20 protein-coding genes are annotated in these 19,165 nt (G+C 68.4%); 15 read left to right on the plus strand and 5 right to left on the minus strand.

Features of this window, described 5'->3' with window-relative positions; translation table 11 throughout:
* Nucleotides 1-51: 51 nt before the first annotated feature.
* Entirely contained in the window at nt 52-702 is a 651-nt protein-coding gene (locus tag AXA68_RS06060; RefSeq protein WP_066414143.1) for a protease, read from the plus strand.
* A gap of 93 nt (nt 703-795) precedes the next feature.
* Entirely contained in the window at nt 796-1,272 is a 477-nt protein-coding gene (locus AXA68_RS06065) for a hypothetical protein (RefSeq protein WP_157884788.1), read from the plus strand.
* Nucleotides 1,273-1,317: 45 nt separating this feature from the next.
* Here the strand turns inward: AXA68_RS06065 and AXA68_RS06070 are convergent, their stop codons facing one another.
* Nucleotides 1,318-3,291, minus strand: coding sequence for an ATP-binding protein (locus AXA68_RS06070; protein ID WP_066414150.1), 1,974 nt, complete (start codon nt 3,289-3,291; stop codon nt 1,318-1,320).
* A gap of 116 nt (nt 3,292-3,407) precedes the next feature.
* Between AXA68_RS06070 and purE the strand changes: the two genes are divergently transcribed.
* The 13 genes from purE to AXA68_RS06135 all read left to right on the plus strand — a co-directional run bounded on the left by purE (nt 3,408) and on the right by AXA68_RS06135 (nt 15,127).
* On the plus strand, nt 3,408-4,016 hold the full coding sequence (gene purE / locus AXA68_RS06075; protein WP_066414152.1) for a 5-(carboxyamino)imidazole ribonucleotide mutase: 609 nt from the start codon (nt 3,408-3,410) through the stop codon (nt 4,014-4,016).
* A 393-nt stretch (nt 4,017-4,409) separates the two neighbouring features.
* Complete coding sequence (locus AXA68_RS06080; RefSeq protein ID WP_066414153.1) at nt 4,410-4,829, plus strand: NADH-quinone oxidoreductase subunit A; 420 nt, start codon at nt 4,410-4,412, stop codon at nt 4,827-4,829.
* Nucleotides 4,826-5,524, plus strand: coding sequence for an NADH-quinone oxidoreductase subunit B (locus AXA68_RS06085; protein WP_066414160.1), 699 nt, complete (start codon nt 4,826-4,828; stop codon nt 5,522-5,524). Before AXA68_RS06080 ends, AXA68_RS06085 begins: the two co-directional genes overlap by 4 nt.
* On the plus strand, nt 5,521-7,188 hold the full coding sequence (locus AXA68_RS06090; RefSeq protein ID WP_066414162.1) for an NADH-quinone oxidoreductase subunit D: 1,668 nt from the start codon (nt 5,521-5,523) through the stop codon (nt 7,186-7,188). The genes AXA68_RS06085 and AXA68_RS06090 overlap by 4 nt, the downstream gene beginning before the upstream one ends.
* On the plus strand, nt 7,188-8,255 hold the full coding sequence (locus AXA68_RS06095) for a complex I subunit 1/NuoH family protein (RefSeq protein WP_066414165.1): 1,068 nt from the start codon (nt 7,188-7,190) through the stop codon (nt 8,253-8,255). Before AXA68_RS06090 ends, AXA68_RS06095 begins: the two co-directional genes overlap by 1 nt.
* Nucleotides 8,255-8,716, plus strand: a complete 462-nt coding sequence (locus AXA68_RS06100; RefSeq protein WP_066414169.1) for a NuoI/complex I 23 kDa subunit family protein — start codon at nt 8,255-8,257, stop codon at nt 8,714-8,716. The genes AXA68_RS06095 and AXA68_RS06100 overlap by 1 nt, the downstream gene beginning before the upstream one ends.
* 49 nt (nt 8,717-8,765) lie before the next feature.
* Nucleotides 8,766-9,038, plus strand: coding sequence for an NADH-quinone oxidoreductase subunit J (locus AXA68_RS06105; protein ID WP_066414171.1), 273 nt, complete (start codon nt 8,766-8,768; stop codon nt 9,036-9,038).
* Entirely contained in the window at nt 9,035-9,379 is a 345-nt protein-coding gene (locus AXA68_RS06110) for an NADH dehydrogenase (protein ID WP_066414174.1), read from the plus strand. The genes AXA68_RS06105 and AXA68_RS06110 overlap by 4 nt, the downstream gene beginning before the upstream one ends.
* Entirely contained in the window at nt 9,379-9,681 is a 303-nt protein-coding gene (gene nuoK, locus AXA68_RS06115) for an NADH-quinone oxidoreductase subunit NuoK (protein WP_066414176.1), read from the plus strand. The genes AXA68_RS06110 and nuoK overlap by 1 nt, the downstream gene beginning before the upstream one ends.
* 1 nt (nt 9,682) lies before the next feature.
* Complete coding sequence (gene nuoL / locus AXA68_RS06120) at nt 9,683-11,707, plus strand: NADH-quinone oxidoreductase subunit L (RefSeq protein ID WP_066414178.1); 2,025 nt, start codon at nt 9,683-9,685, stop codon at nt 11,705-11,707.
* Nucleotides 11,704-13,236 (plus strand): complex I subunit 4 family protein, encoded by a 1,533-nt coding sequence (locus AXA68_RS06125; RefSeq protein WP_198530024.1) that lies wholly within the window; start codon nt 11,704-11,706, stop codon nt 13,234-13,236. Before nuoL ends, AXA68_RS06125 begins: the two co-directional genes overlap by 4 nt.
* Entirely contained in the window at nt 13,229-14,740 is a 1,512-nt protein-coding gene (locus tag AXA68_RS06130; RefSeq protein ID WP_066414180.1) for an NADH-quinone oxidoreductase subunit N, read from the plus strand. The genes AXA68_RS06125 and AXA68_RS06130 overlap by 8 nt, the downstream gene beginning before the upstream one ends.
* A 99-nt stretch (nt 14,741-14,839) precedes the next feature.
* The gene (locus AXA68_RS06135) at nt 14,840-15,127 is read left to right on the plus strand and encodes a hypothetical protein (RefSeq protein WP_066414182.1); all 288 of its coding nucleotides are present in this window, start codon (nt 14,840-14,842) and stop codon (nt 15,125-15,127) included.
* A 29-nt stretch (nt 15,128-15,156) separates the two neighbouring features.
* On the opposite strand, the gene AXA68_RS06140 is transcribed toward AXA68_RS06135, so the two are convergent.
* The 4 genes from AXA68_RS06140 to AXA68_RS06155 all read right to left on the minus strand — a co-directional run bounded on the left by AXA68_RS06140 (nt 15,157) and on the right by AXA68_RS06155 (nt 19,064).
* Nucleotides 15,157-15,387, minus strand: a complete 231-nt coding sequence (locus tag AXA68_RS06140) for an H/ACA ribonucleoprotein complex subunit GAR1 (RefSeq protein ID WP_066414184.1) — start codon at nt 15,385-15,387, stop codon at nt 15,157-15,159.
* 2 nt (nt 15,388-15,389) lie between these two features.
* Nucleotides 15,390-15,668 carry a signal recognition particle subunit SRP19 gene (gene srp19 / locus AXA68_RS06145; protein WP_066414188.1) on the minus strand — a complete coding sequence of 93 codons (279 nt, stop codon included), beginning with the start codon at nt 15,666-15,668 and terminating at the stop codon, nt 15,390-15,392.
* A 57-nt stretch (nt 15,669-15,725) separates the two neighbouring features.
* Entirely contained in the window at nt 15,726-17,120 is a 1,395-nt protein-coding gene (locus AXA68_RS06150; protein WP_066414189.1) for a PAS domain-containing sensor histidine kinase, read from the minus strand.
* 78 nt (nt 17,121-17,198) lie between these two features.
* A complete protein-coding gene (locus tag AXA68_RS06155) occupies nt 17,199-19,064 on the minus strand; it encodes a S9 family peptidase (RefSeq protein ID WP_066414190.1) in 1,866 nt (621 codons plus the stop codon).
* Nucleotides 19,065-19,165: the final 101 nt, after the last annotated feature.

Here is a 19,165-nt window from a genome sequence, read left to right on the forward strand (position 1 = left end):
CCCGTGTCCGTCGTACCACCACTTATCCGCCTCCCAGCCGTACGGCGGGACATGGACGTGCTCCTACAGGCGGACCTGGTCGGTCCGGACACGCTTCCCCTGTTGCTGTTGACGGCGGGGCTCCTGTTGGCGATGGCGGAGGCGCTCGCGCCGGGCGCGAACTTCATCGTCGTCGGCATCGCGCTCATCGGCGCGGGGCTCGGCGGGCTGTTGCTCTCGACGGTCGGCGTCGCCTTCGGCGGCCTGGTGTTCGCGATGGCGGTCCTCACCGTCGTGGTCGGCGCGGCCGCGTTCTACGGCTACCACGAGTTCGACCTCTACGGCGGCAAGGGACAGGCCCAGACCAGCGACAGCGACAGCCTCAAGGGGAAAGTCGGGACCGTCTCCGAGACCGTGACCCCGCGGGGCGGCCAGGTGAAACTCGAGGGCGGCGGCTTCAACCCGCACTACTCGGCGCGCTCCATCGAGGGAACCATCGAGGAGGGCGAGGAGGTGATGGTCGTCGACCCCGGCGGCGGCAACGTCGTCACCGTCGAGTCGCTGACGTACGTCGAGGACGACATCGACCGCGAACTCGCCGCCGACCGGGCGCGAAAGGAGGCCGAGGCGAACGCCGACGGCGGCGACGCCGACGCCGGGGACGCCGACTCGGACGTCACGGAGACCGCGACCGCCGAGGTCGACACGGAGCGCGAACGGTAGGCCTCCGCCGCACGGAGGAACGGGCGGTCGGGAGTGTCTCCGACGAGGGCATGACGCTCGTCTGACTGACATTTATGCGTGTCGGTTCGGTATATGGTATCTCGACACATGATTCCCGGTCCCTCCGTCGAGAGCGTCCGCGGTCGAATCGAGTCGAACGGTAGCGAGCGGTACGCGCCGGCGAACCCCGATCGCCCGGTCTCGGCGGCTCGAAGCGATCGGTCCGACCGGGACCCCGCCCGAGACGCACGGAGCGATCCGTCGAGCCACGGGGAGGGCCTTCCGGAGCGGGGGCCCGATCGCTCCCCGGACGAGGATCGTCCCCCGAACGAGGATCGCCCTCCGAACGAGGACCGCCTCCCGGACGAGACGGAGGGTCCCCTCGACGAGATCGAACGCCTGGAAGCAGAGATCGAACGCAAGGACCGGCACCTCCGGTACGTCATCGACCGGTACGAACGGCTCCTCGCGGAGAAGAACCGACAGCTCGACGAGGAGCGCTCGGAGCCGGCGGACGGCGTCTGGTCGGCGGTTCGATCGGCGGTCTCGCGTCTCCTTCCGGGCGAATAATCGTCCGATCTCTCCGGCGTCCTCTGAGTCGCTCCCTTCCCTCGCTCACTCGTCGCCGCTTCGGCCCCGTTCGGCGAGCCGTCGCGCCGCCTCGCTCAGGTTCGACTCCGCCGGCCGATCCGTGCTCCCCTCGGCGTCCGAGGCGGCTTCCCCGATCCCGGCGAGCGAGCCGTCTTCGCCGTCGATCCGCGCGGTCTCGTCCCCTCGGTCGGTCCCCGCGGATCGGTCGCCGTCTCCGGTCGACCCGTCGTCCCGCTCGCCGAGGTCCTCCGGCGTGGCGTCCGGCGGGTACGACCGCTCGCCGGGAGGGACGAACGCGGTCTCCACCTCGCGGACCGTCTCGCGGACGGCCGGCTCGTCCAGCCGGTCGGCGTACGCCTCGCGGATCAGGTCGGGCACGGCGTACGCGTAGTGACCCCGCCCGGCGTGGCGGATGAGCCCGGCCTTCCGGATCGGGCGGTGCCGGCTGTAGGCGTGGCCCGCGTCGCCGTCGCCGCCGGCGTCGATGTGGGCGGCCACCGGGTCGGAGACGCCCTCGCGGCGGTAGTGTCGCAGCATCCCGCGCGACAGCTCCGGGAGCGACTCGATCCGCCCGCGGAGCTCGTCGATGACTGCCTCGCGGGTGCCGAGCTCGATCGCGTCGTCGAACCGGAGCGCGCCCTCCGCGACGTCCGAGCGCGTCACGGGGTCCACGTCGGCCGCCGGCGCGCCGTCGTCTCCGGCCTCGGCGTGCTCCTCCCGGCTCTCGGCCGCCCGGTCCGTTCCGTCCCCGCCGCCGTCGACCTCCGCGGACGGCGTCTCCTCGCCCGCCGTCCCCGTGGCCTCCTCTCCCGTCTCCACGGCCGCGGATTCGGTCGTCTCGGTCGTCTCCCCTCCGATCGGTTCCTCGTCGTACTCGCCGAGCCCGGACTGGTCCAGGCGCTTCTCCGCGGCGGCCGACCGACCGGACCCTCCGCGGTAGGGGGCCTCCGCCTTGCCCAGAAGCGCCTGGGCGAACTGGTCGGCCATGCTGCTCAGGTCGCGGGCCTCCTCGAGTTCGCGCTCGAGTTCCCGGATCCGCTGGTCCTTCTTCTCCAGCTCCTGGCGGAGGTCGGCGAGCTCGGACTCGCGGCGCGCCTTCTCGTCGGAGATGGACTGGAGCTCCCCGACGAGGTCGCTCGAGACCGACTTGAGCTCCGGCCGCTCGAAGTCGTCGAGGCCGGGGGTCGCGCCCGCGTCGAACGTCTCCTTGCGGTGGAACTGGATCCGGCGGATCGACTCGTCCCAGTCGGTCATCAGGAACGCCTCGCCGTCGCCGAGGTCCTCCACGGCGCTCGCGTACTTCGAGCCCAGAATCCGCCCCACCACCTTCGTGTCGTTGTCCCAGGTGAGCCGGTGCCAGCAGAGCCAGTCGCACTGGGTGATGAAGTCCTTCTTCACGTCGGCGGGCCGCTGGCTGATCCCGACGATCCCGAGGCCGTGTTTCCGCCCGCGCTTGCCCACCTTGATCAGCATCTTGCCCGTCTCGTCCATCCCGCCGCCCTCCGGGATGTACTCGTGACACTCCTCGACGACGAGCAGAAACGGTTTCTTGAGGCGCTTCTCCTTGGCGAACAGCTGTTTGACCACTTCGAGAAGGAGCTCGTTGGCGGTGTCCTCCTCGAGGTACCCCGAGACGTCGAGGATGATCGGGACGTTCTGTTCCAACGCGAGGTTCGCGAGCTTCTCGGCGTGTTCCGGGGAGACGACGATGTCGCACTCGTCGTCCGCGCCGGCGTGGAGGATCTCGTACTCCTCCTTCAGGCCGTAGTACTCGCCGTCGGTGTCGACGATCATGACGGGAAAGCCGTTGTCGAGGAGGTTCTCGATGACGACGCTCGCGGTGTTGCTCTTGCCGGAGCCGCTCTTGCCGGTGATGAACGACCGGCCGGTGAGCACGTCGACGACCGGAAGCTCGACCGGCGACCCCGGATCCGCCGTCGCGTCGCCGCCGATCCCCTCGCTGACGTCCGCGACGTGGATCGTCTCCTGCTCGGTCATACCCGTGACAGGTAGCGCACCGGTGATAAAGCATCGCCCCGGCGGCGTCGACGAGCGGATCCCACGGGGGACCCGAACCCGCAACGACTTACACCCCGCCGATCGATCCCGGATCCATGCCCACGGTCCAGGACCTCATCGACCGGCTCGAGACGGAAGCGGCGGCGGACGCCGATCCGGATACCACCCCCGACGTGGGGATCATCATGGGGTCGGACTCCGACCTGCCCGTCATGGAGGGGGCGTACGACGCGCTCTCGGAGCTCGGGTTCGCGGAACAGACCGACTTCCACGACGCGCCCGACGCGCGGTTCACCTTCGAGAGCTACGTCGTCTCCGCACACCGGACGCCAGAACTCATGTACGCCTACGGCGAGACCGCCGCGGCCCGCGGGCTCGACGTGATCGTCGCGGGCGCGGGCGGGAAGTCGGCGGACCTCCCGAACATGACCGCCTCGATCGCGTACCCCATCCCCGTGATCGGCGTGCCGGTCCAGGAGAAGTCCGTCGACTCCGTGATCGGGATGCCCACCGGCGCGCCCATCGTCGCCGTCGACGCCGGCAAGTCGTTCAACGCCGCGCTCTCGGCCGCGCAGGTCCTCGCGCGCGAGCACGACGAGATCGAGGAGCGGCTGGTGGCGTACCACGAGGACCTCAAGGGCGGCGTCGCCGACGTCTCCGCCGACCTCCACGATCTGGGCATCGACGGCTTCCGGGATCGGTAGGGAGTTGTCGGCGTGGTGACCTGCTCCAGAGCCCCAGTCGATCAGCTATAAACGACCGTTGCCAAAGACGCGACCGACACCGCCAAAGCTCCAGCCGGGAGGACTCGCGCGCCTCGCTGTGGCTCCCTCCGCTTCGCTTCGGTCGACGCGTCCCTCGCGGGCTGGCTCGCAGACGCGTCGACCGCGCCGCGCGCCAGTTTATATACTACCGCCGTCGCCGTCGCCGGCAGCGCTTGCCTCTCGCTGCGATCCGCTCGTCGGATCGACGGCTGTCCGTCGGTTCGCTGCCGCTCGGACCGGAAACGGGCGATACCGGCCCGCTCGCGCGCGGGCACACAAGTCTCAACGCTTATGAGGGGGCGGTCCAAATCCTCGCACGTTACGGAGACCTATATGAGCGATTGGATAGCGATCGGCGCCTTGGCGGCCGTCGGCCTGCTCATCCCGGTAGGGATGATGACCGTGTCGGCGTTGCTCCGTCCGAGCGTGCCTGAGACCGGCAAAAGTACCACCTACGAGTCCGGCGAGACCCCGACGGGCGGGACGCGGATCCGGTTCAACATCCAGTATTACATGGTCGCGTTGCTGTTCGTCGTCTTCGACATCGAGACCGTGATGCTGTTCCCGTGGGCCGTCATCTACCGCCCCGCGATCGAGGCGGGCGTCCCCATGGCGGACCTGCTGTGGCCGATGTTGACCTTCGTCGGGATCCTCGCGATCGGGCTCGGCTGGGCGTGGCGGACCGGCGCGGTCGAGTGGGCCCGCAGCTCCCGTGCGGCCAGCAGAAAGACGGAGCGTGACATCAACACATGAGCAGCGATCAACCCTTCATCACCGACGAATCGCGCGTGGTAACACAGACCCGCGACAGCCGCATGGAGGGGCAGGGGGACCGCTTCAACTCCCGCCTCCGGGAGGCGTTCGGCTCCTCTCCCTTCATCCTCACCAAGTTCGACAAGTTCCTGAACTGGTGTCGCGGCTCCTCGATGTTCATGCTACAGTTCGGAATCGCCTGCTGTAGCATCGAGATGATGCACACGTACGCGGTGAAACACGACCTCGACCGCTTCGGCAGCGGGGTCCCCCGCGCGTCGCCGCGGCAGGCGGACGTGATGATCGTCCCCGGAACGATCGTCTCGAAGTTCGCCCCGCGGATGAAACGCGTCTACGACCAGATGCCCGAGCCGAAGTTCGTCGTCGGGATGGGGTCGTGTACCATCTCCGGCGGCCCGTTCCAGGAGGGGTACAACGTGATCAAGGGCGCGGAGGAGGTCATCCCGATCGACATCCACGTCCCCGGCTGCCCGCCGCGTCCGGAGGCGCTCGTCTACGGGGTCGTCAAGCTCCAGGAGCGCATCGCGAACGGCGAGGCCGCTCCCGTGACGGTGAAGCCGTACGAGCTCGAGGAGTTCTCCGACCTCGAGAAGGACGAACTCGTCGAGACGCTCGCAGACCAGATCGACGAGGACGAACTCGTCATGCGGTACAACTTCGCCGATTCACCATGAGCCTCGAAGCACCAGACACCACAGAGACGGACGAGGTCCCGGAGCGGACCCCCGACGAGCTGGAGGCCCTGCTCGGCGACCTCGTCATCGACCGCGACGACCACCTGAACGCGCCCGGCTTCGTGATCCGACCGGACGCCGTCCAGGAGACGCTCTCGCGACTCAAACAGCAGGCCGGCTACGACCACCTGTCGCTCGTCACCGCCCAGGAGTACGAGAACCGCTACGAGTCGATCTACCACCTGAAGAAGTTCGACGACCCGACCCAGGAGGTCAGCGTCGTCGTCCCCGCGGACAAGGACCGGCCGGTCTCGGAGTCGGGCGAGGCGGTCTTCCGCACGGCGGACTGGCACGAGCGGGAGGCGTTCGACCTGATCGGGATCGAGTACGACGACCACCCCGACCTCCGGCGGATCCTGCTCCCGGAGACGTGGCAGGGCCACCCGCTGTCGATGGACTACGACAAGGACCGCCCGCAGATCGCCACGCTGCCGGAACACGCCAACCCGCTCGAGGACCACCACCGCGACGCCGAGTCGGACACGATGTTCCTCAACATCGGGCCGCACCACCCGGCCACCCACGGCGTCCTCCACCTGAAGACGATCCTCGACGGCGAGCAGGTGATCGACGTGGAGCCGGACATCGGCTACCTCCACCGGTGTGAAGAGCAGATGGCCCAGTCGGGCACCTACCGCCACCAGATCATGCCGTACCCCGACCGCTGGGACTACATCTCGGCGGGCCTGCTCAACGAGTGGGCGTACGCGCGGGCGGCCGAGGACCTCGCGGACATCGAGGTGCCCGAGTACGCGCAGGTCATCCGCACCATGGGCGCGGAGATGTGTCGGATCGCGGCGCACATGCTCGCGCTCGCGACGTTCGCGCTCGACATCAACGGCGACTTCACGGCGACGTTCATGTACGCCATCAACGACCGCGAGCGCGTTCAGGACCTCCTCGAGGACCTGACGGGCCAGCGGCTGATGTTCAACTACTTCCGGCTCGGCGGCGTCGTCTGGGACTTGCCCGAGCCCCGCGGCGAGTTCTTCTCGAAGACGCGCGACTTCCTCGACCAGCTGCCCGGCTCCGTCGAGGAGTACCACAACCTGGTCACCGAAAACGAGGTCTTCCAGATGCGGACGATCGACACCGGAGTCCTCCCGCCGGAGGTCGCGAAGAACTACGGCGCGACCGGCCCCGTCCTCCGGGGTTCGGGGGTCGACTACGACCTGCGTCGCGACGATCCGTATGGGTACTACGACGAGCTCGACTGGGACGTGGTGACCGAGGACGGCTGTGACAACTACTCGCGGCTGTTGGTCCGGATGCGCGAGGTCGAGGAGTCCGCGAAGATCATCGAGCAGTGTATCGACCTGCTCGAGGACTGGCCCGAGGAGGAGCGGAACATCCAGGCCAACGTCCCGCGGACGCTCCGGCCCGACGACGACACGGAGATCTACCGCGCGGTCGAGGCCGCCAAGGGCGAACTCGGCATCTACATGCGTGCGGACGGGACCGACAAGCCCGCCCGCTTCAAGATCCGGTCGCCGTGCTTCTCGAACCTCCAGACGCTGCCGGAGATGGCCAACGGCGAGTACATCCCCGACGTGATCGCCGCGCTGGGGAGCCTCGACGTCGTGCTCGGGGAGGTGGACCGCTGATGGGGACGGTACAGCTGTTCCCCGAGTTCGTCTCGGAGACGCTGGGACTCTCGGGCGTGCTCGGCGACGTCGTCGGCTCGCTCGTCGCCGCCGCCGTCGTCGGCAACATCGTGCTCGCGTTCACCGGCGTCGCCGGCCCGTGGGCGAAACGGAAGATCACGGCCGCGTTCACGGACCGGATCGCCGTCAACCGGATCGGTCCGTTCGGGCTGCTCATCATCCCGGCCGCGGCCGTCCAGCTGCTCGCGAAGGAGCTCATCGTCCCCGAGGGCGTCGACCGCCCGACGTGGGACCTCGCGCCGCTCGTGTTGCCCGCGTCGGCGCTGCTCGGCTTCTCCGTGATCCCGATGGGACGGCTCGGACCCGTGAACCTCCAGATCGCCGACCCCGAGGTCGGGCTGGCGCTGGTGTTCGCGTTCGCCTCCATCGCGTCCATCTCGCTGGTGATGGCCGGCTACGCCTCGAACAACAAGTACTCGATGCTGGGCGGGCTCCGCGCGGTCGCACAGAACCTCGCCTACGAGATACCGCTCATCGTGACCGCGATGTCCGTCGTGATCTTCGCGGGGACGCTCCAGATGAGCGGCATCGTCGCCGCGCAGGGCGACGTCCTGTTCAGCGTCGGCGGCTTCGACGTCCCGACGTGGTACGCCTTCGTGAACCCGTTCGCCTTCGTGTTGTTCCTCACGGCGAACATGGCTGAGATCGGGCGGAACCCGTTCGACATTCCGGAGGCGCCGACGGAGATCGTCGCGGGGTACCAGACGGAGTACTCCTCGGCGTACTTCGTGTTGTTCTACCTCGGGGAGTTCGTTCACATCTTCCTCGGCGGGGCGATCCTCGCCGTGACGTTCCTCGGCGGGGCCGCCGGGCCCGGACCGGAGAGCATCGGCTTCCTCTGGTTCGTGGTGAAGATCTGGGGCTTCTTCCTGTTCACGCAGTGGGCGCGCTCGGCGCTCCCGCGCGTCCGTATCGACCAGCTGATCGAGATCGGCTGGAAGGGAATGCTGGTGTTGTCGTTCGCGAACCTGGTGCTCACGGCCGTAATCGTGGGGGTGATCGCGTAATGATCGGACTCATGAAATCGATGGCGACGACGATGAAACACGCGCTGGACGGGTCGACGTTCACGGTGGAATACCCGGAGGACGCGCCCGACGTGAGCCCGCGGTTCCGCGGGGTTCACAAGTTCAGCCAGGAACGGTGTATCTGGTGTCGGCAGTGCGAGAACGTCTGCCCGAACGACACGATCCAGATCGTTCAAGACGACCAGCGCAACGGCGAGCAGTACAACCTCCACATCGGGCAGTGTATCTACTGCCGGCTGTGTGAGGAGGTCTGTCCCGTCGACGCCATCCTGTTGACGCAGAACTTCGAGTTCACCGCGGACTCGAAAGACGAGTTCGTCTACAACAAAGAACAGCTCAAGAACGTCCCGTGGTACAAGGGAATCGACCCGCTGGAGTCCCGGAACCCCGATCGCGGCGCGTGGATCGGGGAGGGAGACGGCGAGGTCGACTACCAGTAACGGGCGTATCTCGAAATCTTCAAAGGGACACTGATAGGAGGGTTACACAATGGTTTACGACACCATCGCGTTCGCGCTGTTCGCCGCGGTCACGCTGGCGTTCAGCCTGGGGGTCGTCTTGGCACGCGACGTGTTCCACGCCGCGTTGCTTCTGGGCGGTGCCCTGACGAGCGTCGCGGTGCACTACGTGATGTTACGGGCGGAGTTCATCGCCGCCATGCAGATCCTCGTCTACGTTGGCGGGGTTCTCATTCTCGTCACGTTCGCCGTGATGCTCACGCGATCGGATGGAACGAACGATGTGGAGGTGAGTAGCGGATGACTGACGACTCCGGCGGAACCCGGATCCTGCCCGCGATCGCGGTCGGCGCGCTGTTCGCGGTGATGGCCGCGACGTTCGTGTCGGCGAGCTTCGGGGAGGCGGCCGGCTTCCCGGAGGGCGAGTCGATCGTCCACAACGTCGGGTACGCGCTGTTCAACCTGAGCGAGGCGGCGGCGATCCCCTCGGAGGGATTCCTGGCCGCCTTCCTGATCGTCGCCGTCGCGCTCGACGTCGCCGTCGACGGGGCCATCTACCTCGCGCGACGCGAGGACGGCGGCTCCGTGAGCGCGGCGATCGGTGAGGCGCTCACCGACGGCGGTCGCGACGGGGGTGAGCGGTGATGGTGCCGGCACAGTGGTACCTCGTCCTGGCGGCCGGGATCTTCTGTATCGGGCTGTTCGGGATCCTCACCCGGAGCGACGCGCTGTACTTCCTCATGAGCGTCGAGCTCATGATGAACGCGGCGAACATCAACTTCGTCGCGTTCTCACTGTACTACGGCGACCTCACCGGGCAGGTGTTCGCGCTGTTCGTGATCGCGTTGGCGGCCGCGGAGGTCGCGATCGGGATCGGGATCATCCTCGTGTTGTACCGCAACTTCGGAGACATCGACGTGACCGTTCCGACGGAGATGAGGTGGTAAGATGGTGGACGCATTCGCGTACGTTCCGGCGGTCGTGTTGTTACCGTTCTTCTCGTTCCTGGTCGCGCTCGGGGCGGGAAAGTACCTCCCGAAGGGCGGTGCCTTCGGCGGGATAGCGGCGACTGCGGGGTCGTTCCTGCTGTCGCTGTGGATCGCGACGGCCGTCGCCGGCGGCCGCGCCTACAACGAGACGCTGTACACGTGGGCGGCCGGCGACCAGTTCGAGCTCACGTTCGGGGCCCTCGTGGACCCGCTGTCGGCGCTGATGCTCGTCATCGTGACGCTCGTCGCGCTGTTGGTCCACGTCTTCTCGCTCGGCTACATGAACGACGAGGGCGAGACGGGGCTACCGCGCTACTACGCCGGGCTCGGCCTCTTTACGGCCTCGATGCTCGGGTTCGTCGTCGCAGACAACCTGCTCATGGCGTTCATGTTCTTCGAGCTGGTCGGGCTCTGCTCGTACCTGCTCATCGGGTTCCACTTCCGCGAGCCCGGGCCGCCCTCGGCGGCGAAGAAGGCCTTTTTGGTCACCCGCTTCGGCGACTACTTCTTCCTCGTCGGCGTCGTCGCCGTGTTCGCGACGTTCGGCACGGCCGCGTTCGCGGGCGAGGGGTCGTTCCCCGCGCTCGCGGAGGCGGCGCTCGCCGGCTCCGGCGACGTCTGGACGCCCGGCGGGCTCGACCCGATGACGTGGTTCACGGTCGTCGGCCTGCTCGTCCTGGGCGGCGTCGTCGGGAAGTCCGCGCAGTTCCCGCTTCACACGTGGCTGCCCGACGCGATGGAGGGCCCGACGCCCGTCTCCGCGCTCATCCACGCGGCGACGATGGTCGCGGCCGGCGTCTACCTCGTCGCGCGGATGTACGGCTTCTACGCGCTGACGCCGACGACGCTCGCGGTCATCGCGTTCGTCGGCGGCTTCACCGCGCTGTTCGCGGCGACGATGGGCGTGGTGAAGGACGAACTGAAGCAGGTGCTCGCGTACTCGACCATCTCGCAGTACGGCTACATGATGCTCGCGCTCGGCGCGGGCGGCTACGTGGCCGCGGTCTTCCATCTGACGACCCACGCCTTCTTCAAGGCCCTGCTCTTCCTCGGTGCGGGGTCGGTCATCATCGCGATGCACCACAACGAGGACATGTGGGACATGGGCGGACTGAAGGCGAAGATGCCCGTCACCTACTACACGTTCCTCGCCGGCTCGCTGGCGCTCGCGGGCATCTTCCCGTTCGCCGGCTTCTGGTCGAAGGACGAGGTCCTCTACGAGGCGCTCGTTCACGGCCTGAACGAGCCGCTGCTTCTCGGCGGCTACGTCATGGGGCTGCTCGCGGTGCCGGTCACCGCCTTCTACACCTTCCGGATGGTCTTTTTGACCTTCCACGGCGATCCGCGGACCGACCTGGCGGCCGATCCCGAACCCGTCCGCTGGAACGTGAAGGGGCCGTTGACGGTTCTCGGCTCGCTCGCGGTCGTGACCGGCTTCATCAACATGGTGCCGGTCCAGAAGGTGCTCGGGCTCGAGGGCATCGACTACCTCCACCGCTGGCTCGACAACGAGTGGGGCGGCATCGAGGGGCTCTCCTCGCACCACTACGCCGACATCGGGCCGTACAGCAGCGGATACATCGCGGGCGGGGAGGTCCCGACCGTGCTCGTCGGCGCGGCGGTCTCGCTCGGACTGGCGCTGGCGGGGCTCGGCCTCGCGTGGCGGCTGTATAACGTCGCGTCGCCGACGGAGCACACGGCGAAACTCGGCGGGATCAAGGACGTGTTGTACAACAACTACTACCTCGACGAACTCCAAGTCTGGATCGCGTATCGAACCGAAGACGTCGCGGGCGGCGCGGACACCTTCGACCAGGGGATCATCGACGGCGTCGTCAACGGCGTCTCCTCGGTGAGCCTCCTCGGCGGGAGCCGCGTCCGCCGGATACAGACCGGCCTGGTGACGCAGTACGCCGCGATGCTCACGCTGGGGCTGATCGCGCTGCTCGTCGTCCTCGGGGTCAACGGGGGGTGGTTCCTGTGATACTCGAGGCGCTCATCGGGTTCACGTTCCTCGCCGCGCTCGTCGTCCTGCTCGCGCCGAACGCGTGGGCGGGTCGGCTCGCGTTCGCGCTCAGCGCGGTCCCGTTCGTCGGGAGCCTCTACCTCTGGTCGCGGTTCGACGCGGTCGGGAACGCGCTCACGGGCGGGACGATCGCCTTCGAGTCGCGCTACGAGTGGATCGAGGTCGGCGGCCGGACGGTGTCGTGGTTCGTCGGGCTCGACGGGATCAGCCTGCCGCTCGTCGTGCTCACGACGTTCCTCGTCCCGCTCGCCATCCTCAGCGCGTGGACGCCCGTCGACTCCCGGCAGAGCCAGTTCTACGGGCTGATGCTGTTCATGGAGGCGAACCTGCTCGGCGTGTTCACCGCGCTCGACTTCTTCCTCTGGTTCGTCTTCTGGGAGGCGGTCCTCGTCCCGATGTACTTCCTCATCGGGATCTGGGGCGGTCCCCGTCGGAAGTACGCCGCGATCAAGTTCTTCGTGTACACGAACGCGGCGTCGCTTTTGATGTTCATCGGCTTCATGTCGCTGACGTTCGCGCTCGGCGACTCGATCGGGTCGCTGGCGCTCCCGGAGATCACGCAGGCGATCGCCGACGGCGGCCTCGAGACGTGGTTCGGCATCTCGCCCGGCCGGATGGCGATGGTCGCGTTCCTCGCGACGTTCGCCGGGTTCGCGGTGAAGGTGCCGATCGTCCCGTTCCACACGTGGCTGCCGGACGCCCACGTCGAGGCCCCGACGCCGGTGTCGGTGCTCCTGGCGGGCGTCCTCCTGAAGATGGGGACGTACGCGCTGCTCCGGTTCAACTTCACGATGCTGCCCGAGCAGGCGTCCGCCCTGGCGGTCCCGATCGCCGCGATCGCCGTGATCAGCGTCATCTACGGCGCGATGCTGGCGCTCGCACAGAAGGACCTCAAGCGCATCGTCGCCTACTCCTCCGTCTCGTCGATGGGGTACGTCATCCTCGGGCTCGTCGTCTTCACCGAGTACGGCGTCGGCGGCGCGACGTTCCAGATGGTCGCACACGGCCTCATCTCGGGGCTGATGTTCATGGCCGTCGGCGTGGTCTACAACGCGACCCACACCCGGATGGTCGGCGACATGGCCGGCATGGCCGACCGGATGCCGGTCACCGTGGGAATTCTCGTCGCCGGCGCGTTCGGCTACATGGGGCTTCCCCTGATGGCCGGCTTCGCCGGGGAGTTCTTCATCTTCGTCGGCGCGTTCGGCGCGCCGGCGCTCCCGTACGCGCCCGTCTTCACGGCGCTGGCGATGTTCGGGATCGTGATCGTCGCCGGCTACCTGCTGTCGGCGATGCAGAAGACGCTGTTCGGGCCGTTCCGGCTCGAGACCGACTACGAGGTCGGCCCTGCCCCGTTCCACGACGTGGCGCCGCTCGCGGTCCTGCTGGCGGCGATCATCGTGCTCGGGGTCGCGCCGGACGTCTTCTTCGAGATGATCCGTGACGCCGCGATGCCCGTGGTCGAGGGGGTGAGCGTCGATGTCTAGCGTGACTCCCGCGTGGACCGCGCTGTCGCCCGCGCTGCTGCTCGGGCTCACCGGCCTCGCGCTGCTTCTGGTCGACACGATCCGCCCCAACGAGCGGTCGAACACGTCGATGGCCGTCGTGAGCGCGCTCGGCGCGCTCGCGTCGCTTTCGGTCACCGTCTGGTTCGTCGTCGCCGGCACGGGTCACGCCGACACCGGCGGGGCGATCACGCTCCTCGAGGGCGCGGTGAAGGTGGACACGCTGGCGCTCTTTTTCACCGCGATCTTCGCGTCGGTGACGGCGCTCGTCGTCGTGGCCGCTCACGACTACTTCCACGACCACCAGAATCCGGCGGCGTTCTACTCGCTGACACTGTTCGCCGCCACGGGGATGGCGCTTTTGGCGGTCGCGAACTCGCTCGCGGTCGTCTTCGTCGCCCTCGAGATGGTGTCGCTGCCGTCGTACGCGCTCGTGGCGTTCCTCAAGAAGAACCGCGGCAGCGTCGAGGCGGGGCTGAAGTACTTCCTCGTCGGGGCGCTGTCGTCGGCGGTGTTCCTCTTCGGGATCTCCTTGGTGTACGCGGCGACCGGCTCGCTGGTCTTCGGCGAGGTCGCGAGCGCGGTCGAGTCGCTCGACGCGCTCGCCGGCGTCGCCGGGATCGGGATCGTGATGATCGTCGGCGGCGTCGCGTTCAAGACCGCCTCCGTGCCGTTCCACTTCTGGGCCCCGGAGGCGTACGAGGGCGCGCCCGCGCCCGTGAGCGCGTTCCTCTCGTCGGCGTCGAAGGCCGCCGGGTTCGTCGTCGCCTTCCGTGTGTTCACCGAGGCGTTCCCGCTCGGGGCGTCGGTCGCGGCCGGCATCGACTGGGCGCTCGCGTTCGCCGCCGTCGCGGCGGTGACGATGACGCTCGGTAACTTCGCGGCCGCCGTCCAAGAGGAGGTCAAGCGGATGCTGGCGTACTCCTCGATCGGCCACGCCGGCTACGCGCTGATCGGGCTGGCGGCGCTCTCGACCGGCAGCGCCGGCAACGAGGCCGTGATGGGTGCCGCGATGGCGCACCTGCTCGTCTACGGCTTCATGAACACCGGCGCGTTCCTCTTCGTCGCGATGGCGGAGCGGTGGGGGATCGGCCGGACCTTCGAGGACTACGCCGGCCTCGCCCGGCGCGCCCCCGTGGCGTGTACGGCGATGGCCGTGTTCATGTTCTCGCTCGCCGGGCTCCCGCCCTTCGCCGGGTTCTTCTCGAAGTACTTCCTGTTCATGGGAGCGATCGAGAACGGGTTCCTCTGGCTCGCGGGGCTCGGCGCGGTGAACAGCGTCGTCTCGCTGTACTACTACAGCCGGGTCGTCCGGGCGATGTTCCTCGACGACCCCGCGACGCCGAGCGCGCTCGACGCGATCGACGTGCGGCCGACCGCGCTGTACGCGGCGGTCGTCTTCGCGGCGGTCGCGACCGTGCTGCTCCTGCCCGGCTTCGGTCCCGTCATCGACGCGGCCGAGGCCGCCGCCGCGGCGCTGTTCTAGCGCCGTCTTCGGCCGCTTTTCGTTTCTTCGGCGCGTTTCGATCGGGTACGGTCCGCCCGGTACCCGCAGATACTAGCGCGTTCGCCGCCTCGATCGACCATGAGCCGAACGCGTCGGTACCGCTGTCTGAACTGCCGCGAGCACACCGTGGTTCGAGAGTTCGACACCTCACACCTCTCGGTGACGTGTCCGGACTGCGGCTCCTTCGAGCGGTTCCTCAACGAGCGGGTGTTCGAGCGCTTTCGGGCCTACGAGGAGTCGCCGCCGCCGGAGCTGGCGTGGGACCGGCTGGACCGCACGGAGAAGCTCTTCGTGTGCGAACGGCTCGTCCGGTCGGAGAAGACGCTCGACGACTTCGACATCGTCGAGGAGGAAAAGGCGGTCTGAGCGACGGATCGTCGCGAGCGACGGTCGGTCTACCGCGCGTACAGCGGTCCGCCGACGAGCGCGGCGAGCGAGACTCCGTCGTCGGGAGTGACGGCGACGTACGGGTGATCGACCGGACCGAACACGTCGACGACGCGGCCGACCCGCGAGAGGGACTCGTCGACGACGCCGGCACCGATCTCCGGCGGCTCCTCGCCGGGGTCGGCGCGGGCGACGGCGAGCCCCTGTGCCGTCCTGACGACGGTGCCGACGCGGCGCATCGTCACTCGCGTAAGATCCCGATGTAGGCGGCGATCGCCTGTACGAGGTCGTTCTTCGCGGTGTCCTCGGTGCCGCGCACCACCACCGCGCCGCGGGGTTCGTACTCCCTGGAGTACGTCTTCTCCCGTTCGATCACCGCGTCGTAGCCGACCTGCTGGACCGCCTTCGCGATCTCGTCGACGGTCGGCTCCTCGACCGCCAGGTCGGTCGGGACGCGGCGACCCTCCGAGCGCGAGCGGTCGGCGTCGAAGTACGCGGGATACACGACGTTCTCGACCATACCGGTGAGGCGGGCCCGCGGGGTAAGGTCGTTTCGGACCGCGGGCGTCGTCTCCGATCAATCGACCGTTCGCGGCAGGGTGACCGTGATCTCGTTGCCGCGCTCCGGGCCGGACTCCACGGATATCGTGCCGTCCGAGAGGTCCACGCTCCAGTGGACGAGCCAGAGCCCCAGCCCGCTGCTGTGGTACACGTTGGTCATGTCGTGATCGCCCGTGAGCACGTCCGCCTCGACGGGCGGGATCGGCGCGTGGTCGTCCCGGACGACGATCTCCGCGCTGACGGGCGTCCGTCGGAGGGCGATGCTCACCGTCGGGTCGTCGCCGTCTGCGTGTCGCACCGCGTTCTCGAGCAGTTCGATCACCGCGGAACCGAGTTCGGGCCGCCCCTCGACCGCGACCGGATCCGGCGTCGAGACCTCGATAGCGGCGTTCGGGTGTCGCTCTCGGACGATCCCGACGCAGTCCCCGATCGTCTCGTGGAGCTCGATCCGCTCGGGTTCCCGCGTTTCGGTGATGAGGTCGATGATGTCGCGCTCCTTCTCGGCGGTCTCGAGGAGCTGTTCGCCGACGCGGCGGATCACGGCGGTGTGTTCCGCCGACTCCGGCACCTCCGACTCGAGGTACTCCGCCCGACCGAGGATGACGTTGAGGTCGTTTCGGAGGTTGTGTCGCAGGAGGTTGTCCATCACGACCAGCTGGCACTCGCGGCGTCGCCGGTCGGTGACGTCCCTGGTGAACCCCGTGATGCGGACCACCTCGCCGTCCTCGGTGATCGGCTCGGCCTGTACCCACACGCAGCGGTTGTAGTTCTCGCCCGGGTTCACCCGGTACTCCATGTCGACCGGCGTGCCCTCGGAGAGCCGCTTCATCGCCGCCTCGACGGCGGGGACGTCCTCCGGGTGGACCGCGTCGAGGAACGTCGTCGGGTCGTCCTCGAGCGCGTCGATCGACGTCCCGTAGATCTCCTCGTACGCGGGGTTCACGAAGCGAACTTCGGACCAGTCCGCGTCGAACATCCAGAGCACGTCCCCGGAGACCGTCGCGATCTCCCGCAGGTTCGACGCCGTTTCGGCGCGCTCGCGCTCGGCCCGAACCCGGTCGGTGACGTCGCGGGAGCTCACGACGTATCCGTCGAGCCCGCCGTCGCTGAGGTTCGACATGCGACTCGCCAACCAGACCCACGACCCGTCCGCCGCCCGGTGGCGGTACTCGACGGTGTCCTCGGCGAACTCGTCGCGATCGATCACGTCGCGGAACGCGCGACGCACCGCCTCGCGGTCGTCCGGGTGGACGTACTCGAAGGCGTCCTCGCCGACGAGATCGGCGGGCGCGAACCCGAGGATCCGCTCCGCCGCGCCGTTGACGTAGGTGAACCGCCCCTCGTCGTTCAGGAGGGCGATCTTGTCCTGCGCCTGATCGAGCAGCAGGCCGAGCGGTTCGGGACCATCCATTCCCCTCGGAGTTTCCGACGAAGACGGATAACGGTCACGGCGGGTCTCGCAGCGTCTCGTTCGTGGCTACGGAAGACGTCAGACGTGTTCCTCGAGGAACTCGACGATCGCGCGGTACGCCTCGATCCGGTTCTCCAGCTTCGAGAAGCCGTGGCCCTCGTCGTCGAAGATCAGCTTTCGCACCGGAACGTCCCGCTCGCGGGCCTCCTCGACGATCCGCTCGGCCTCGCTCACGGGCACCCGCGGGTCGTTCGCGCCGTGGAGGACGAAGAGCGGCGACTCGATGGCCTCGACGTTGTTGATCGGCGAGATCGACTCGAGGAACTCCCGGTCCTCCTCGAGCGACCCGTACTCGGCCTCGCGCAGCTCGCGCCGCCAGTCGCCGGTGTTCTCGAGGAAGGTGACGAAGTTCGCGATCCCGACGACGTCGACGCCGGCGGCCCACAGCTCCGGGTACTCCGTCAGCGCCGCGAGCACCATGAAGCCGCCGTAGGAACCGCCCATCGCGACGATCCGGTCGGGGTCGACCTCCGGATGGTCGTGGAGCCACTCGACGCCGGCCCGCAGGTCGGCGACCGAGTCCATCCGGTTCTCCACGTCGTCGAGCGCGGCGTACGCCCGCCCATAGCCCGAGGAGCCGCGGACGTTGGGCTCGAAGACGGCGTAGCCGCCGTTGAGCAGGTACTGTTTGACCGCGCCGAAGGAGGGGCGGCGCTGCGACTCCGGGCCGCCGTGGACGTCGACGACGACGGGGTAGCCGGACTCGGGCGCGTCCGTCTCGGGAACCGAGAAGAACGCCGGGATCTCCCGGCCGTCGAAGGTGGGGTAGTGGACGAGTTCGGGCTCGACGAACGTGTCCCGCGGGATCCCCGCGGTGGAGGCGTTCGTCCAGCGCTCGGTCTCGCCGGTCGTCGTCTCGACGACGTGGACGTTCGCGTTGTCGGTGCTGCCCGTGGCGGTGATCGCGAACCGGTCGCCGTCGGGCCCGAAGCTCACGCCGCCGGCGACGCCACTCGGCAAGTCGGGGTCGGGAAACTCGTCGATCCGATCGGGCGCGACCAGCTCGCCGACCGTGATCTCGGTGTAGCCGTCGACGTTCCGCGAGTAGACGACCCGACGGGACTCCTCGTGGACCGCGACCCCGTCGACGTTCCAGCCGGCCTCCCCGGGCGTGGCGTCCGCGTTCTCCTCCTCTCCGCCGCCGTCGTCGCCGTCGCCGCCACCGTCGACGACGACGGAGAACGCGCCCGTTTCCAACTCGAGCCGCTCGAGCCGGAGCGTGTCGCTCTCGCGGTCGGTGACGAGGTAGATCGACTCCCCGTCGGGACCCCACTCGGGGCTGCCGTACCGGACGTCGCCGTCGTGGGGCGTGTGGTGCGTGAGCGTTCCCGACTCGACCTCGAGCGTGTACAGGTCGTGGTCGAACGAGGAGTGCGCCTCGTGGACGATCAGCCGGTCGTCGTCGGGCGACCAGCCGGCCACGGAGAGCCACCCGTCGCCCTCGTGGACGAGCTCCGCGTCGTCGCCCGTCCCCTCGCGTCCCTGGACGTAGACGTCGAACACCGCCTCCTCGCGGCGGTTCGACGCGAACGCGAACCGCTCGCCGTCGCCCGCCCAGCCGCCCCACCGGTGTTTCGCCTCCGGGCGCTCCGTGAGGTCCGTGATCGCGCCCGTCTCGAAGTCGAGCCGGTACAGCTGTGCCCGCTCGTTGCCGCCCTCGTCCATGCCGAAGACCGCCTCCGACCGCTCCGGCGAGGCGTCGACGAACGTGACCCGTTCCTCGAAGAAGGTGTGTTGTTCGGGCCACGCGAGCGGCCGGTCGACGGACCACACCTGCGAGGTACCGGTGGTGTCGAGCAGGAAGGAGAGCCGGCCGTCGGGTCCGAGCGTCGCCCCGCCCGCCCCCCGCACGTTGAGGTAGCGTTCGACGTCGTATCGGTGCATACGCCCCGTTCCGCCGCGGGGGAGAAACCGTTTCGGGTGGTGGCGGCTCCTCGCGCGTCCGCGATGGCGGGTCTTTTTGGTCGGGCCCCTCCTCCGGTCGG

The sequence above is a fragment of the Halorubrum aethiopicum genome (assembly GCF_001542905.1).
Classification (GTDB): Archaea; Halobacteriota; Halobacteria; order Halobacteriales; family Haloferacaceae; genus Halorubrum; species Halorubrum aethiopicum.